Genomic DNA, 14,778 nt, shown 5'->3' with positions numbered 1-14,778 from the left:
TTAGCAGGATTGAACGGCTTCTACCGCTGCGCTCCCGTTCGAAGTCCGCTCCCCCAGCATCGCGGACACGTCGTCCTGAATCCCGGCTGACGTTCCACTCACACGTCTGTTCGTCGAAAATACGGGCCGGGCGCGATTTGAACACACGGTCGGAGCAAAGCTCCTCCCTGCGTTCAAATCGCAGAGCCGTTTTGTCACTCGCGAGTTTGCTCGTGGCAAAAGCGGGCCGGGCGCGATTTGAACACGCGACCGTCTGGTTAAAAGCCAGACGCTCTGCCGAACTGAGCTACCGGCCCTGTGACTCCTACTATCGGTGAGTGGTGGTTAAACGTTTTCTTTCGGTCGTCGAGAACCGTGTCCCTGTGCTGACGCGAGATGACGGAGCCGTCACTCGGTTTCGATGTACTCTTCGAGTGCGTCGGTGATGATCTCACCGGGTTCGATACCCTCGATCGACGCCTGCCGCCGGAGATCGCGGTACGCCGGCGGAGAGAGCGTGACCTCGAGTTGGCCTAGCGTGACGTCGAACTCAGCGAGGGCACGATGGATCGGAACGTCGTCGTTAATCGAACTCGCGACGCTTCTGACTTCCCGAACGGTGAGGCCGCCGTCGATGGCGGCCCAGGCGAGCAAGAGCCGGGCCTCGCCCGCAACGCGCGCGATGTGCTTTGCAGCGGTCGGTGCGATCGCTCCGAGCGCCACCTGCTTTCGCACCGAGCGGGGCAGATCGTGGACGCGCGCCCACTTTCGGATGAACGATACCGTAGCATCACTTCCCGCGCGCTCGGCTGCGGCTTTGTACGATCCCTCCCCACGAACGAGGGCGGCGCACGCGGCCGCCCCCCGAAGCATGTAGAGGTGATCGTCGTCGACCGCCCCTCCTGCGAACTGTCGGACCGTCTCCGCCGCCTCCTCGAGGCTTTCGGGGTCGTCGGGATCGAACTGGACCGCTTCGCGAGCGCGGGTACCGGTGACTGATTCGTCGCCCCGGATAACCGGCGCACCGACGGGGGATTCACGATCCGTCGGGATCGATCGATTGTCCGTCATGGCACCCGATAGGGGCCTCGGTATGAAAAAACTCGCTACTGAGCGATCACATTCATACGGACAACAACACGTCAGTTCCGTCTCACTCCTCGCGCTGTTCAGCGAGGTGCTCCCAGATTTCCGTACAGCCCGCACCCTCCTCGATGTCGTCGAAGTGTGCGTCGTCCCGTTCGTCGTCCTGCTCGTTCGTCGTGGCTCTACACTTGGCCGAGTCGGTCATTATCCTGCCTTTGAACCCTATCTGTATAAGTACCGCTTCGGCTGCAATGGCTACCACTGCTCTGTTTTACCGGATAGTGTCTCCGACATCTCTGACGAACGAATATCGGATGATCGTCCCTCCGTCGGACGATTTCACGCAAAACGTGTGTCACGAAACACCGGTCGAACGTCGAGCCTCGGCTCGAAGTGCGTCCGCGTGCAGTTGTGCGATGACCACGAGTCGACCTGAAATCGGGTCTGTCCCGTCGTCTGAGCGCCACTGACGTTCATCGCGCACAAAAATCGCGTCGGACAATGCGATTCGATCGACACCGATCCGTTCGCTGTCGGCGACGTTCACTCGCTCGAGATTGCCAAATTCGGTGGATAGGTCGAAGATAACCGATCGTCTCTCGCCGGAGATCCTGCAAAAATAGCCGGTACATGGTGCACGCCATCGCCTCCTCGTGTTCGAATGCAACGACGGTACTCCTTTTAGCATCGGTGACCAATCCTACGGTGTGACGACGGACGCGTCACCGGACCGCAAGCGCGACGTATCGATCCGACGCGCAGAGCGTGTCGATCTGCTGGCGGTCGTCCGTATCGAAGACGAGTCGTTCTCCCAGCCCTGGCCGTACGACGCGTTCGATCGGTTTCTGGGTGATCCCGGTTTTCTCGTCGCCGAACACGGCGGCGAGATCGCCGGCTACGTCGTCGCTGACGTGAGCCACCGGTTCGGCCGACGGCTCGGTCACGTCAAGGATATCGCCGTTCACCCGGACCGCCGAGGTGCTGGCGTCGGTTCCACGTTACTGTCTCGAGTGACCGCCGTGCTCGCAGCCCAGGGTGCCGATTCGATTCGACTTGAGGTCCGGCGTTCGAACGACGATGCCAAACGTCTCTATCGTCAGTTCGGCTTCGAACCGCTCCGGCGCGTCTCTGGCTACTACGACGACGGCGAGGACGCGATCGTCATGGTCCGAAAACTCGAGTAGCCCGCGACGGCGGCCACGCTTCTGTGATATCCGGTGTCCGTTGCGTGGACGTTTTATCGGGGGCCGCCTACCACTACACATGGGATACGCCTGCCCGGTCTGTGACGCCGAACAGGCCGACGCTGTTCACCTCGCGAACCACCTCGCAGTCACCGCCTCGGTCGGTCGAGAGGATCACCTCGAGTGGCTCGACGACCACGCCCCGGACTGGGCTGATCGTAGCCCAGCGGAGCTCGGAGCGATCGTCAGCGCCGAGGCACCCGAAATCGAGACGCCGTCGTTCGACGACTCCGGCCACGCTCACGGAGCTACTCACGAGCCTGGTCGACCGTCCGGCTTCGAGGACGGGCTCGCCGGTCAGCGCCGCGCGACCGAACGCGGCGATCTGACGACGGAGGCCGCCGGTGTCCTCGAGGAGGCTCGACGGCTGACTCGACGGATGGCGGCTTCGAGTGGATCCGACGATGGCGATCACGGCGAGTCGGAGACGGGCCGATCGACGGACGAGCCCAGCGAGGGGGACGGAAACGAAAACGCGTAACTATCCGCCCCTCGAGCGTCTCCGTATGCATACGGTGGGAACGTTCGATTTCGAGTCGCCCGAAGACGCACGCGCCGCCTACGAATCGATCGGACCCGCGGCCCAGACGGTCGTTCGGGAGGTCGCGCGGACGATGGAGTTCGACCGAGAAGAGTACGACGAGCGAGTGACGAGCGACGTCGTCGAGACCGCTCGAGACGCGCTCTTTGCCAGCCTGCTCGAAGTGACGGTGGGAAGCCGCGCGGAGTACGAGTCCTGGCTCGAGTCCACCGATCACGATATCACCGAGGTCGGCAACGAGAACGTCGACAACGTCGTCTGGCACGCCGGGCCCGACGAACGGGGGGTCGCGGCAACGTTTCAGGACGAGGAAGACGCGGCGGTGGCGACGCTTCGCCGGCAAGCGTTCGGACGACTGTATCGGGACGTTCTGTAGAGTCCGCGCTCGAGCAAAACGCCAGCTATTATCGACCCGCGCGTCCAGCATTCCGGTATGACCGAGTCGACGGAGTGGACCCTCCTCGAGGAAGTGACCGAGTACGAGACGGGCTGGTACGACGGCGGCTACGACCTGCTGGAACAGCCCGACGGAACGGAGAAACGCTACTACTGGGCGTCGTTACCGCCCGCGGTCGTCGTCGTTGCCCGCGTCGATGGTGATCTCGTTCCGTCGGTCGACGGTGCTGTGAAAGACAGCGGCGACCCGGTGGACGGCGACCGTCTCCTGTTCGTCGAGCAGTATCGTCCGCCGATCCGGGAAACTCACCTCGAACTCCCCGCTGGCATCGTCGAGGACGGCGAGTCCTACACGACGGCTGCGGCGCGCGAACTCGAGGAAGAAACCGGCTTTCGTCCCTCGAGCACCGCGCTGTTACAGGAGTATGCCGTCGCAACCGGCGTGCTTCGTCACGACCGGGGAGTCGTCTACGCCGAGGATCTCGGACCCGGTCAGCGGCAACTTGATTCGAACGAGTTCCTCGACGTGACCACTGTTCCGGTCGCGGAGGCGCTCGAGCGCGCTCGAGCGCTGCCGGCGAACGACTCGACGCTCTCGGCACTGTTACTCGCAAAAGAGGACGGGCTGCTGGACGTGTAGCCGTCGATCACCCCGGTGTCAGACCGCTTATTCGTTCGTCCCTCGAACACGCTCGAGGACCGCGAGCGTCCCGTCTGCGTGGGACTGCTCGACGACCTCGTCGGCACCGGCCCGGGCGTCCTCGTCGGCGTTCGAAACGGCGAAACTACTGCCGACCACCTCGAACGTCGAGACGTCGTTGATCGAATCCCCGACGGCCACGGCGTCGCCCAGTTCGAACCCGACGTGGGCGGCGAGCCGGGAGACGCCGTCGCCTTTGTTGGGTTCCGGTTCCTTGACGTGGTAGGCGTAGCCGGTGTCGACGACCTCGAGTCCGTACTCGGCCGCGATCGCACGGAGGGGCTCGAGGGGCTGGTCGCGATTGACGGCGACTTCGCTCTCGCGCCAGCGGTTTACGGTATCGTCCGCGGGCCAGCCGAGCGAGTAGCCGGCCGCGCGGTACTCGTCTGTCACGGCCCTGGCTGCGTCCCGGTCGGCGGTAACGAAGACGTTCTCGCCGGTGTAGACGACGCCGCCGTTTTCAGCGACGACCAGTTCCGGAATCCCGGTAAAGTGACAGAGTGCGACCGGATAGGGAAACGCTTTGCCGGTTGCGATTACGACCGGGCTATCCCACTCGCGAATCGGATCGAGAACTCTCGGATCGAGCCCCCAGCGATCCGGGCGAGTCAGCGTTCCATCGATGTCGAGGACGATCGGCGGATCGGAACTCATACCCGGTCGTCTGCGGCCGTCGGCCTAAAGCGGTCGGATCTGTCCGAGGGGGTCTCGCCTCGAGCGCCGCTCGAGGATGGAATTTCTCTCCGAGTTCGGTTCTCCTGGTTGCTGATCGCTGTCCCGAACGGATCCGCTGTTTCTTGCAATCGGTGCGTTATCCCTCGCCAGCGACGTCGGTCACGGGGTATTCTCGGGGTGACAAACTGAGTTGAACGAGCATACCACAAACAAAAGTTCATAATTACGATATTCTTGTTGGGCACTCACGAAGACTTCCTTCCCGAAGTAGACAAGCTTAACACGCGAAAGCAGTAACTGTTGAGCAATGCCTGGCTCCGACCAAGACTGGTGGCCGAATCAGTTGAACCTGAAGGTCCTCGATCAGAACGCTCGCCCGGTCGATCCGATGGGCGAGGAGTTCGACTACGCCGAGGAGTTCGAACAGCTCGATCTCGAGGAAGTAAAAGCGGACATCGCAGAGGTGTTGACGACGTCGCAGGAGTGGTGGCCGGCTGACTACGGCCACTACGGGCCGCTCATTATTCGGATGGCGTGGCACAGCGCGGGCACCTACCGAACCAGCGACGGCCGCGGCGGCGCGTCCGGCGGTAGACAGCGTTTTGCCCCCCTCAACAGCTGGCCGGACAACATCAACCTGGACAAGGCACGCCGAGTGCTCTGGCCGGTCAAGCAGAAGTACGGCCGCAAACTCTCGTGGTCCGACCTGCTGGTCCTGTCCGGGAACGTCGCCCTGGAGTCGATGGGCTTCGAGACGTACGGCTTCGCCGGCGGGCGCGAGGACGATTTCGAACCCGACGAAGCCGTCGACTGGGGTCCCGAGGAGGAGTGGCTCGGATCCGACCGCCACGACGAGGAGGGCGACCTCGAGGGGGACCTCGCAGCCGACCACATGGGCCTCATCTACGTGAATCCGGAGGGGCCGGACGGAAACCCGGATCCGGAGGAGGCGGCGGACTACATCCGACAGACGTTCAGTCGCATGGCGATGAACGACGAGGAAACGGTCGCGCTCATCGCCGGCGGGCACGAGTTCGGGAAGGTCCACGGTGCTGCTCCCGACGATAATCTCGGTCCGGATCCGGAAGGCGCTCCTATCGAGCAGCAGGGCCTCGGCTGGGAGAACGAGTACGGCTCCGGCAAGGGTAACGACACGATCACCAGCGGTCTCGAGGGGCCGTGGACCGAGTCACCGATCGAGTGGAACCACGACTTCCTCGACAACCTGTTCACCTACGAGTGGGAACTTGACGAGAGTCCCGCCGGTGCGTCTCAGTGGTCGCCAACGAACGAGGAAGCGCAGGAAGCCGCGCCGGACCCACACGGTCCGGACGGCGGCCAGACGCCGATGATGCTCACGACGGATCTCTCTCTGAAGAAGGATCCGGACTATCGTGAAATCTCGAAGCGCTTCCACGAGAACCCGGAGGAACTCGAAGAGGCCTTCGCGAAGGCCTGGTACAAGCTGATTCACCGCGATCTGGGTCCGTCGGAGCGGTTCCTCGGTCCCGAGGTCCCCGACGAGGAGTTCCTGTGGCAGGATCCCGTCCCCGACGTCGATCACGACCTGATCGGGGAGGAAGCGATCGCCGACCTCAAACGGACGATCCTCGAGTCTGAGCTGTCCGTCTCCCAGCTGGTCAAAACCGCCTGGGCGTCGGCATCGACCTACCGCGACAGCGACAAACGCGGTGGTGCGAACGGCGCTCGCATCCGTCTCGAGCCCCAGAAGAGCTGGGAGGTGAACGAGCCGGACGAGCTGGCGACGGTGCTTTCGACTTTAGAAGCGATCCGAGCGGAGTTCAACGGCTCGCGATCCGATGGGACGAGAGTCTCGCTCGCAGATCTGATCGTGCTGGGCGGCTGTGCAGCCGTCGAGAAGGCTGCGTCGGACGCCGGATACGACGTTGACGTTCCGTTCGAGCCGGGTCGGACCGACGCGGAGCAAGACCAGACCGACGTCGAGTCCTTCGAGTGGCTCGAGCCGGACGCCGACGGGTTCCGCAACTACCTCACCGACGGTGACGAGCAGGATCGATCGGCGGAGGAGCTGCTGGTGGACAAAGCGGATCTCCTGACGCTATCGACCGACGAGATGACGGCGCTCGTCGGTGGCATGCGCGCGCTGAACGCGAACTACCAGAACTCGGACCACGGCGTCTTCACGGACGAGCCGGAGACGTTGACCAACGACTTCTTCGAGGTCCTGCTCGACATGGGGTACGAGTGGGAAGCGATCGACGAGGACGAAACGGTCTTCGAGTTGCGCGACCATGACACGGGCGAGGTCGAATGGACGGGAACTCGCGTGGACCTCCTCTTCGGCTCGAACGCTCGACTTCGGGCCATCGCGGAAGTCTACGGAGCCACGGACGGCGAGGAGCAATTCGTACGCGACTTCGTCGATGCCTGGAGCAAAGTGATGACGCTCGATCGCTTCGATATCGAGTGAAAATCCGTCAGCGCTCGTCTCGAGCCCAGTCGCGCGATCGGTCGACGGCGTCCGTCCAGCGCTCGTGACGCTCGTCGGCGGCGACAGCATCCAGTTCCGGATCGAACTCGCGGTCGACACGCCAGTTGCTTCGTAGTTCCTCGAGGTCGTCCCAGTAGCCGACGGCGAGGCCGGCGGCGTAGGCCGATCCCAGTGCGGTCGTTTCGTCGACGACCGGTCGGACGATCCGCGTGCCGATAATATCGGACTGGAGCTGACAGAGGAAGTTGTTCTTGACGGCACCGCCGTCGACTCTCAGAGCGGTCATCTCGATTCCCGAGTCGCCCTCCATGGCCTCCGCGACGTCTCTTGTCTGGAACGCGATCGACTCGAGCGTCGCCCGGACGATGTGCTCTCGACGAGTGCCACGCGTCATGCCGACGATCGTGCCGCGTGCGCGCTGATCCCAGTGGGGTGCGCCGAGTCCGGTGAACGCGGGAACGACGTAGACGCCGTCGGTCGACTCGACGCTTCTGGCGAGCTCGGCCGTCTGCGCTGGGCTTTCGATCAGTGAGACGTCCTCGAGCCATTCGATGGCGGCTCCGGTGACGAAAATCGACCCCTCGAGGGCGTACTGAACGTCTTCACCCGACCGCTGGAAGCCGATCGTGGTGAGCAGGCCGTGATCCGACGTGACCGCCTCGTCGCCGGTGTTCATCAGGAAGAACGATCCGGTTCCGTAGGTGTTCTTGGCGTCGCCGGCGTCGAAACAGGTCTGGCCGAAGAGTGCGGCCTGCTGGTCACCGAGAGCTCCCGCGATGGGGACCTCGGCACCGAGAAATCCGTCGGGATCGGTCGTTCCGTAGGTCTCGTCGTCGCTCGAGGGGCGGACTTCGGGCAGCATTGCCCGTGGGACCGAGAACGTCTCGAGGAGGTCGTCGTCCCACTCGAGGTCGTGGATGTTGTAGAGCATCGTCCGCGAGGCGTTCGTGACTTCGGTGACGTGCTCGCCGGTGAGGTTATCGATGAGCCAGCTGTCGATCGTTCCGAACCGAATCTCGCCACGTTCGGCACGGTCGCGGACGTCTGCGGGACGAGCGCGCTCCATCTTGATCGGATCGGCCTCTTCGAGCAACCACTCCGCTTTGGTCGCGGAGAAGTACGCGTCGGGCTCGAGGCCGGTCTTTTCGCGAATGGTTTCGATCGCACCGTTTCGCTCGAGCTGTTCGATCCGATCGGTCGTTCGTCGGTCCTGCCAGACGATCGCGTTGTAGACTGGCGTTCCGGACTCCGCGTCCCACAGCACCGTCGTCTCGCGCTGGTTCGTCACGCCGATCGCCTCGAGCTGTTCGGGACCGATGCTCGCCTGACCGAGCGCTCGAGTGATTGCCGTTTTCGTGTTCTCCCAGATCTCGATGGGATCGTGTTCGACCCAGCCGGGTTCCGGATAGTACTGCTCGTGTTTCTCGTAGGCGTTGGAAACGACCCGGCCGCCGTGGTCGAACACGATGAACCGGGTGCCGGTCGTCCCCTGGTCGACGGCACCGACGTACGTCCGGTCCGTCATCCCCGATCACCCCTGGAGTCGACTCGAGGTATAGTTACTATCGGTCCCATATTACTGGTAAATGACTTCTACGATCGTTATAAACGTTGGCATACTGGCGACCCGGATGTCCTGACTCGAGCGAAGACGCCGATGTCGTCCACTATCCGTCACTCGGGCCGATCGTACCTGTACCTGACCGACCAACCGACCGGTCGTCCGAACTCGACCACTGATCCACCCGTTCCAGTTAATTATTATGGGTGGTCGTCCACCACCGATAAAATAAAGGACGGGGGCATCCAGGTATCGATAACGGGATGGCAACCGACACGGACGTCCTCGTCCTCGGCGGCGGCTCCACCGGCTGCGGTATCGCCCGTGATCTGGCGATGCGCGGCCTCGAGGTAACCCTCGTCGAGCGGGGCAATCTAACTGATGGAACTACTGGCCGAATGCACGGCCTCTTGCACAGCGGGGGACGATATGCGGTATCCGATCGGGCGAGTGCAACCGAGTGTATCGAGGAGAACGAGATCCTCCGGGAGATCGCCGGTCACTGCGTCGAGATGACCGGGGGGCTGTTCGTCCAGCGACCCGAGGACAGCGACGAGTACTTCCGGGAGAAACTCGAGGGGTGTCGCGCGTGTGACATCCCGGCTCGCGTTCTCTCCGGACGGGAGGCGCGGGAACGCGAGCCGTATCTCGCCAGCGACATCGAGCGCGCAATCTCCGTTCCCGACGGCGCTGTCGATCCGTTCCGACTCTGCGTCGCGAACGCGATCGACGCCGAGAACCACGGCGCACGAATCGAGACGCACGCCGAGGTGATCGACCTGTTGCGCGAGGGCGAGGACGTCTACGGTGTCCGGGTTCGACACGACTCCGGGCCCGGAAAACGCGTCCATCAATCGCCCGGCAGTACCGAAGCGATCACCGCCGAGTACGTCGTCAACGCGACGGGGGCCTGGGCCGGCCAGATCGGAGCGATGGCCGACCTCGACGTCGCAGTTCGCCCGTCGAAGGGAGTTATGACGATCATGAACGTCCGGCAGGTCGACACCGTCATCAATCGCTGTCGGCCGAAGGGCGACGCCGACATCATCGTCCCGCACGAAACGACGGCGATCCTCGGTACCACCGACGAGGAGGTCACCGACCCGGACGACTACCCGGAAGCCGAGTGGGAGGTCGATATGATGATCGATACCCTCTCCGATCTCGTTCCGATTCTCGAGGACGCACGCACGATTCGGTCGTTCTGGGGCGTCAGGCCGCTGTATGAACCCCCCGAAACGGGCACTCGGGATCCGACGGACATCACGCGGGATTTCTTCTTGATCGATCACGAAGACCGCGACGGCGTCACCGGCGTGAGCAGTATCGTCGGCGGCAAGTTCACCACGTATCGCGCGATGGCCGAGGAGATTTCGGATCACGTCTGTGAGAAACTCGGTGTGACCGCTCACTGTTCGACCGCCGATCGACCGCTGCCGGGGAGCGAGAACATCGCCGCGCTCGAGGAGGGAATGGACCGGTTCGGTCTTCGCTCCCCGGTCGCCCGTCGCAGCACGAAGCGACTGGGGAGTCGCTCTCGAGAGGTCCTCGAGACCGACGATCCGAATCCCGTTATCTGTGCGTGTGAAGGGGTCACCCGCGCGGAGGTTCGCGACGCCGTCTCGCAGTCCGGCTCGGACCTGAACGCGGTCCGAATCCGAACGCGCGCGTCGATGGGCAACTGCCAGGGCGGCTTTTGTTGCGTCGGGATGGCGAACGAACTCCACCCCGACCACGACGAAGCGACGGCTCGAGCGGCGCTCGACGAACTGTTTCAGGAGCGCTGGAAGGGGCAACGACACGCCCTCTGGGGGGAGCAACTCTCGCAAGCGATGCTCAACTACGCGTTGCACGCGACGACGATGAACCGGGATTACGATCCCGCGAGGTCGGAAGCCGATCGGGACGTCCGTCCCGGAGCGATCGGGTCGGGATCGACCGCAGCCGACCTCGAGTACGACGCATTCGACCAGGGGGATCGATAGATGGCAATCGAGGACGACGTCCTCGTCGTCGGCGGCGGGATCGCGGGAGCGACCGCTGCACTCGCCGCCCTCGAGACCGATCCCGACGCGCGGGTTCGACTGGTTACGCACAGACAGAGCACGCTCCGTCACGCGAGCGGGTTGATCGACGTGCTCGGTTATACGCCGGCGGGAGAGGGACCGCTCGCAGACCCGTTCGACGCGCTCGAGGCGCTCCCGACGGGTCATCCGTACGAGCGCGTCGGCACCGACGCCGTCCGCGAGGCGCTCGCGTTTTTCGATCGCGTCGTCGACGGGGCGTACGAGGGCGGCCACACCGACCGCAACGCGCTCGTTCCGACCTACGGCGGGACCGTCAAACCGACGGCCAGATATCCCGCCTCGACGGCACCGGGACTTGCGAGCGATACCCGCGAGACGCTGTTGGTCGGCTTCGAAACGCTGCCCGACTTCGACGCACCGCTCGCCGCGCGTCACCTCGAGGCAGCCGGCGTCCCCTTCGACGCTCGCGGCGTGACGCTCTCGTTCCCCGGAATCCGCAGAGACGATGCGAAGATCACGCGGTACGCCCACCTGCTCGACCGAGACGAGGTCGTCGACGCGGATTCCGGAGAGCGGTCCGCACGCGACGCGCTCGCCGCGAGCGTCGATACTCATCTCGAGGACGAATCCCGGGTCGGATTCCCCGCGATACTGGGAGACGACCGCGTCGAGACGGTCCGTGAGGAACTCGCGGAGGCGCTCGGCGTCGACGTCTTCGAGGTGCCGATGGGACCGCCGAGTCTCCCCGGAATGCGACTCGAGGGGCTGCTGTACGACGCACTCGAGGACGCCGGCGTTCGGCTGACGTCTGGCGTTCCGGTGGTCGACTACGAGACGACGGCCGAAACGGCGGGCGGGACGACCGATCGGATCGACCACGTCGTCGTCGATCGGAACGGGGCCGAGGTCCCTCATCGGGCGGACCAGTACGTCCTCGCGACGGGCGGGCTGGTCGGCAAGGGTGTCGACTCGAATCGAGAGCGGGTCTACGAACCGATCTTCGACTGTCACGTCTCACATCCCGCGGACCGCTACGACTGGTTCGTCGACGACGTTTTCGGTGACCAGCCCTACGCACGGTTCGGACTGGAAGTCGACCGTGACCTTCGTCCGCTCGCGGCGGACGGTGTCCCGGAGTTCTCGAACCTGTCCGCCGCCGGTGCCGTCCTCGGTGGCTACGACTTCGCGGCCGAGAAGTCGGGATCCGGCGTCTCGCTTGCGACCGGCTACGTCGCCGGAACGCGTGCGGCCGAGGTGGGTGGCCGATGAGCGACGACTCGCCGATGAGCGACGAACTGCCGGCGAGCGTCGATTCGACGACGCACGAACTCGCGGGCAAGCGACTGTTACGGGTGATATCATGAGTGACGCAGAGCAACCGATCGACGGCGGCGCACCGGACGAGGGAGACGACGAGTTCGAGCCGATCCAGGTCTTCCCCGAAGCCGAGGAGATGGATCTCAGGCCGGGTGCGGACGACTGTTACAAGTGTTCGACGTGCGATACGAACTGCCCGGTCGCCGCGGTCGACGACGAGTTTCCCGGACCGAAGTTCCAGGGACCCGAACAGTGGCGGCTCAAGCGCCAGGACGACCACGACATCGACGACTCGGTGATGAAGTGTTCGAACTGTATGCGCTGTGATAGCGCCTGCCCGTCTTCCGTGCCCCTTTCACAGATGCACAACACGGCTCGAGGCGAGTACGTCGAGCAGACCATGAGCAAACTTTCCCGGGAGTACCTTCGAAATCGGATGCTGGCGAACTACCGGCGGTTCGCTCCACTCGGTGCCACGTTCCCCCGAACGGCGAACTTCGTACTGGGGCTGTCGATAACCAAGTGGCTCGGTGAGAAGACCCTCGGGATCACGAGCGAGCGCGAGTTGCCCGCGTTCGCGACGGAAACGTTCCGTGAGTGGTGGGAAAAGCGAGGCGGCAACGCGGCCTCGAAACGGAGAGCGCAGGATGCGCGGGAAAAGCGAGGCGGCAACGCGGCCTCGAAACGGAGAGCGCAGGATGCGCGAGAAAAGCGAGGCGACAACGCGGCCTCGAAACGGCGAGGCGAGTCGAACCAACCGAGCGAAGACAAACGAATCGCGTACTTCCACGGCTGTTACTCGAACTACAACACGCCCGAGGTCGGAAAAGCGCTCGTGCGCGTCTACGAACGCTTCGGCTACGAGGTGTTGGTCCCGGACCAGCACTGTTCGGGCACGCCGATGTTCGCAAACGGCATGCTGGAGGACGCTCGACGGGCCGCAGAGACCAACGTCGCGGAACTCGCGGACGCGATCGAGAACGGCGCAGATATCATCGCCTCCTGTAGCTCCTGTTCGATGTCGATTCGCCAGGAGTATCCCGAACTGTTCGACTTCGAGGGAACCGAGGACGTCTCCGCGAACACCTGGGACGCAGTCGAGTACCTCCGCGTTCACGAGGATCTCGAGGCCGAACTCGAGGGAACGTCCGTCGGAGCGGAGTTCGACGACTTCGTCTATCACGCACCGTGTCATTCACGTAATCAGGGTCTCAATGGACAGACGATCGAAGTGATGGACGCAATCGACGGGATCGACGTACACGACGTGGGGGACTCCTGTTCCGGCATTTCGGGGACCTACGGCTGGAAGGCGGAGAACTACGAAACGTCCATGAAGATCGGCGAGGAGATGTTCGAACACATGGCCGACGCCGACGCTCGAACCGGTCTCACCGAGTGTCCGACCTGTTCCATGCAGATGGAACACGGGACGGGATACGAGATCACACACACTCTCGAGGTCCTCGAGGCGGCACTCGTCGGGGACTCCTCGGAAACGGACGGATGACCGCAGCCACGATTTCGGAGACGAACGAATGAACTTACACGAACGAATCGCTCGACGGCGGTCCGCCCACAAGGGACAGGGAATCGTCGTCGACCACGATCACCTCAGCCCCGTCGTCCACCGGCCGGAACCGGTTGGCCGCGGCCCCGTTCTCGAGCAGTTGCTCGATGCCCTCGAACCGGTGTTCGACGGTGACCTGCCCTCGCCCGTCGCGGTGGTCGGTCCCCCCGGTTCGGGCACGTCGGCTATCGTCGTCGCCCTCTTCGATGCGATGAACGACCGCCTCGGTGAATCGAGTCAGTCGATCCGGACGACGACGCGAGCGGGCAGTACCGAACCGACGACGTGGTTCGTCTACGTCGATGCTCGCCGCGTCCAGAGCGAGTTCGCGTTCTACCGGGCCGTGCTCTCGGTACTCTCATCGGAATCCGTTCCCGAGAGCGGTATCGGAACCGGAGCGCTTCACGATCGGCTTCGAGACCGTCTCGCTCGTCACGATCGCCAGGCTGTCGTCGCGATCGACCACCACCACGAGCCGGAGACGCTCGAGTACGAGCGAGTCTGCGAGTTGCTCGAACCCGTCGACTCGAGCGTCTCCACCGTGGCCGTTGGAAGCGCTGCGCCGACTGACTGGGCCGGCACGACGGTTTCCGTCCCGCCCTATCGACATCACGAACTCGTCGACGTCATTACGGACCGAACGTCGACCGCTCTCGCGCCGGGCGTCATCGATCACGAGTCCCTGAGAGATCTGGCGATGTGGGCCGACGGAAACGCACACGACGCGCTCGCGGCGCTGTTCGAGGCGGCGGCCTACGCCCGTCAGGACGAAAGCGACCGGATCGACCACCAGCACCTAGAGCGCGCCAAAGCGGACGTTCCCGAAGACGGGGTTCACGTCGACCGAGCTCTCGCCCTCTCGGAGACGCGCCAGCAAGTCCTCTCGCACCTCGTCTCTCTCGAGTCGGACGGACAGCCGATTCGCGACGTCGCCGAAGAGATCGCGACTCATTCGTCGCTGACGGCGGGAACGGTCAAGCGGTTCCTCTACGAACTCGCTGACAGGGGCGTGATCGAGCGGGTTCCGTTACCCGCGAACGGAACCGGCCGTCGGCCCAGTGCGATCGAAGCCCGGTTCCCGCCGATCACGTTCCAGTCGCTCTCCTCGACGACCGATGTGGACCTCTCCTGAAACTCTCGCTTCGTACGATGTGTCGTACCACTGTAGCGGCACAACCGCCGGGCAGTCGCTGGTGTACCGAACTAACC

Annotated in this window: 13 protein-coding genes and 1 tRNA gene; 9 read left to right on the top strand and 5 right to left on the bottom strand. The window is 63.8% G+C overall.

Translation table 11 applies throughout. From position 1 onward, the window contains the following. Window positions 1-222: 222 nt before the first annotated feature. From EA462_RS12530 to EA462_RS17350, 3 genes are all read right to left on the bottom strand, one after another. Window positions 223-296: transfer RNA gene (locus tag EA462_RS12530), tRNA-Lys, on the bottom strand. 91 nt (window positions 297-387) lie between these two features. Then, entirely contained in the window at window positions 388-1,050 is a 663-nt protein-coding gene (locus EA462_RS12525; RefSeq protein WP_124178906.1) for a DUF7119 family protein, read from the bottom strand. 82 nt (window positions 1,051-1,132) lie between these two features. Then, window positions 1,133-1,270: a hypothetical protein gene (locus EA462_RS17350; RefSeq protein ID WP_165872060.1), complete on the bottom strand. Its 138-nt coding sequence runs from the start codon at window positions 1,268-1,270 to the stop codon at window positions 1,133-1,135. A 502-nt stretch (window positions 1,271-1,772) separates the two neighbouring features. On the opposite strand from EA462_RS17350, the gene rimI reads away from it, so the two are divergent. The 4 genes from rimI to EA462_RS12505 all read left to right on the top strand — a co-directional run bounded on the left by rimI (window position 1,773) and on the right by EA462_RS12505 (window position 3,886). Beyond that, window positions 1,773-2,249 carry a ribosomal protein S18-alanine N-acetyltransferase gene (gene rimI, locus EA462_RS12520; RefSeq protein WP_124178905.1) on the top strand — a complete coding sequence of 159 codons (477 nt, stop codon included), beginning with the start codon at window positions 1,773-1,775 and terminating at the stop codon, window positions 2,247-2,249. 79 nt (window positions 2,250-2,328) lie between these two features. After that, complete coding sequence (locus EA462_RS12515; protein WP_124178904.1) at window positions 2,329-2,790, top strand: DUF5810 domain-containing protein; 462 nt, start codon at window positions 2,329-2,331, stop codon at window positions 2,788-2,790. Between the two features lie 25 nt (window positions 2,791-2,815). Next, window positions 2,816-3,226, top strand: a complete 411-nt coding sequence (locus tag EA462_RS12510; protein ID WP_124178903.1) for a DUF5809 family protein — start codon at window positions 2,816-2,818, stop codon at window positions 3,224-3,226. A gap of 57 nt (window positions 3,227-3,283) precedes the next feature. Further along, complete coding sequence (locus EA462_RS12505) at window positions 3,284-3,886, top strand: NUDIX hydrolase (RefSeq protein WP_124178902.1); 603 nt, start codon at window positions 3,284-3,286, stop codon at window positions 3,884-3,886. A gap of 27 nt (window positions 3,887-3,913) precedes the next feature. On the opposite strand, the gene EA462_RS12500 is transcribed toward EA462_RS12505, so the two are convergent. Continuing rightward, the gene (locus EA462_RS12500; RefSeq protein ID WP_124178901.1) at window positions 3,914-4,600 is read right to left on the bottom strand and encodes an HAD-IIB family hydrolase; all 687 of its coding nucleotides are present in this window, start codon (window positions 4,598-4,600) and stop codon (window positions 3,914-3,916) included. A 328-nt stretch (window positions 4,601-4,928) separates the two neighbouring features. On the opposite strand from EA462_RS12500, the gene katG reads away from it, so the two are divergent. Continuing rightward, the gene (gene katG, locus EA462_RS12495) at window positions 4,929-7,073 is read left to right on the top strand and encodes a catalase/peroxidase HPI (protein WP_124178900.1); all 2,145 of its coding nucleotides are present in this window, start codon (window positions 4,929-4,931) and stop codon (window positions 7,071-7,073) included. Between the two features lie 7 nt (window positions 7,074-7,080). On the opposite strand, the gene glpK is transcribed toward katG, so the two are convergent. After that, on the bottom strand, window positions 7,081-8,619 hold the full coding sequence (gene glpK / locus EA462_RS12490) for a glycerol kinase GlpK (protein WP_124178899.1): 1,539 nt from the start codon (window positions 8,617-8,619) through the stop codon (window positions 7,081-7,083). Window positions 8,620-8,918: 299 nt separating this feature from the next. Here glpK and glpA point away from each other — a divergent pair, with 299 nt between their 5' ends. The 4 genes from glpA to EA462_RS12470 all read left to right on the top strand — a co-directional run bounded on the left by glpA (window position 8,919) and on the right by EA462_RS12470 (window position 14,701). Continuing rightward, a complete protein-coding gene (gene glpA, locus EA462_RS12485; protein ID WP_124178898.1) occupies window positions 8,919-10,640 on the top strand; it encodes an anaerobic glycerol-3-phosphate dehydrogenase subunit GlpA in 1,722 nt (573 codons plus the stop codon). After that, window positions 10,641-11,951, top strand: coding sequence for a glycerol-3-phosphate dehydrogenase subunit GlpB (gene glpB / locus EA462_RS12480; protein ID WP_124178897.1), 1,311 nt, complete (start codon window positions 10,641-10,643; stop codon window positions 11,949-11,951). Between the two features lie 91 nt (window positions 11,952-12,042). After that, the gene (locus EA462_RS12475; RefSeq protein ID WP_124178896.1) at window positions 12,043-13,509 is read left to right on the top strand and encodes an anaerobic glycerol-3-phosphate dehydrogenase subunit C; all 1,467 of its coding nucleotides are present in this window, start codon (window positions 12,043-12,045) and stop codon (window positions 13,507-13,509) included. 28 nt (window positions 13,510-13,537) lie between these two features. After that, window positions 13,538-14,701, top strand: coding sequence for a Cdc6/Cdc18 family protein (locus EA462_RS12470; RefSeq protein ID WP_124178895.1), 1,164 nt, complete (start codon window positions 13,538-13,540; stop codon window positions 14,699-14,701). The last annotated feature ends 77 nt before the right edge of the window (window positions 14,702-14,778 follow it).

It is taken from the genome of Natrarchaeobius halalkaliphilus, from assembly GCF_003841485.1.
GTDB lineage: Archaea > Halobacteriota > Halobacteria > Halobacteriales > Natrialbaceae > Natrarchaeobius > Natrarchaeobius halalkaliphilus.
Note: the sequence above shows the minus strand (reverse complement) of the source record. Positions and strands in the feature narration are given on the sequence as shown.

Coding starts and splice junctions, on each gene's coding strand:
- EA462_RS12525 (WP_124178906.1), bottom strand. CDS start 1,050: ATGACGGACAATCGATCGATCCCGACGGATCGTGAATCCCCCGTCGGT.
- EA462_RS17350 (WP_165872060.1), bottom strand. CDS start 1,270: ATGACCGACTCGGCCAAGTGTAGAGCCACGACGAACGAGCAGGACGAC.
- EA462_RS12515 (WP_124178904.1), top strand. CDS start 2,329: ATGGGATACGCCTGCCCGGTCTGTGACGCCGAACAGGCCGACGCTGTT.
- EA462_RS12510 (WP_124178903.1), top strand. CDS start 2,816: ATGCATACGGTGGGAACGTTCGATTTCGAGTCGCCCGAAGACGCACGC.
- EA462_RS12505 (WP_124178902.1), top strand. CDS start 3,284: ATGACCGAGTCGACGGAGTGGACCCTCCTCGAGGAAGTGACCGAGTAC.
- EA462_RS12500 (WP_124178901.1), bottom strand. CDS start 4,600: ATGAGTTCCGATCCGCCGATCGTCCTCGACATCGATGGAACGCTGACT.
- katG (WP_124178900.1), top strand. CDS start 4,929: ATGCCTGGCTCCGACCAAGACTGGTGGCCGAATCAGTTGAACCTGAAG.
- glpK (WP_124178899.1), bottom strand. CDS start 8,619: ATGACGGACCGGACGTACGTCGGTGCCGTCGACCAGGGGACGACCGGC.
- glpA (WP_124178898.1), top strand. CDS start 8,919: ATGGCAACCGACACGGACGTCCTCGTCCTCGGCGGCGGCTCCACCGGC.
- glpB (WP_124178897.1), top strand. CDS start 10,641: ATGGCAATCGAGGACGACGTCCTCGTCGTCGGCGGCGGGATCGCGGGA.
- EA462_RS12475 (WP_124178896.1), top strand. CDS start 12,043: ATGAGTGACGCAGAGCAACCGATCGACGGCGGCGCACCGGACGAGGGA.
- EA462_RS12470 (WP_124178895.1), top strand. CDS start 13,538: ATGAACTTACACGAACGAATCGCTCGACGGCGGTCCGCCCACAAGGGA.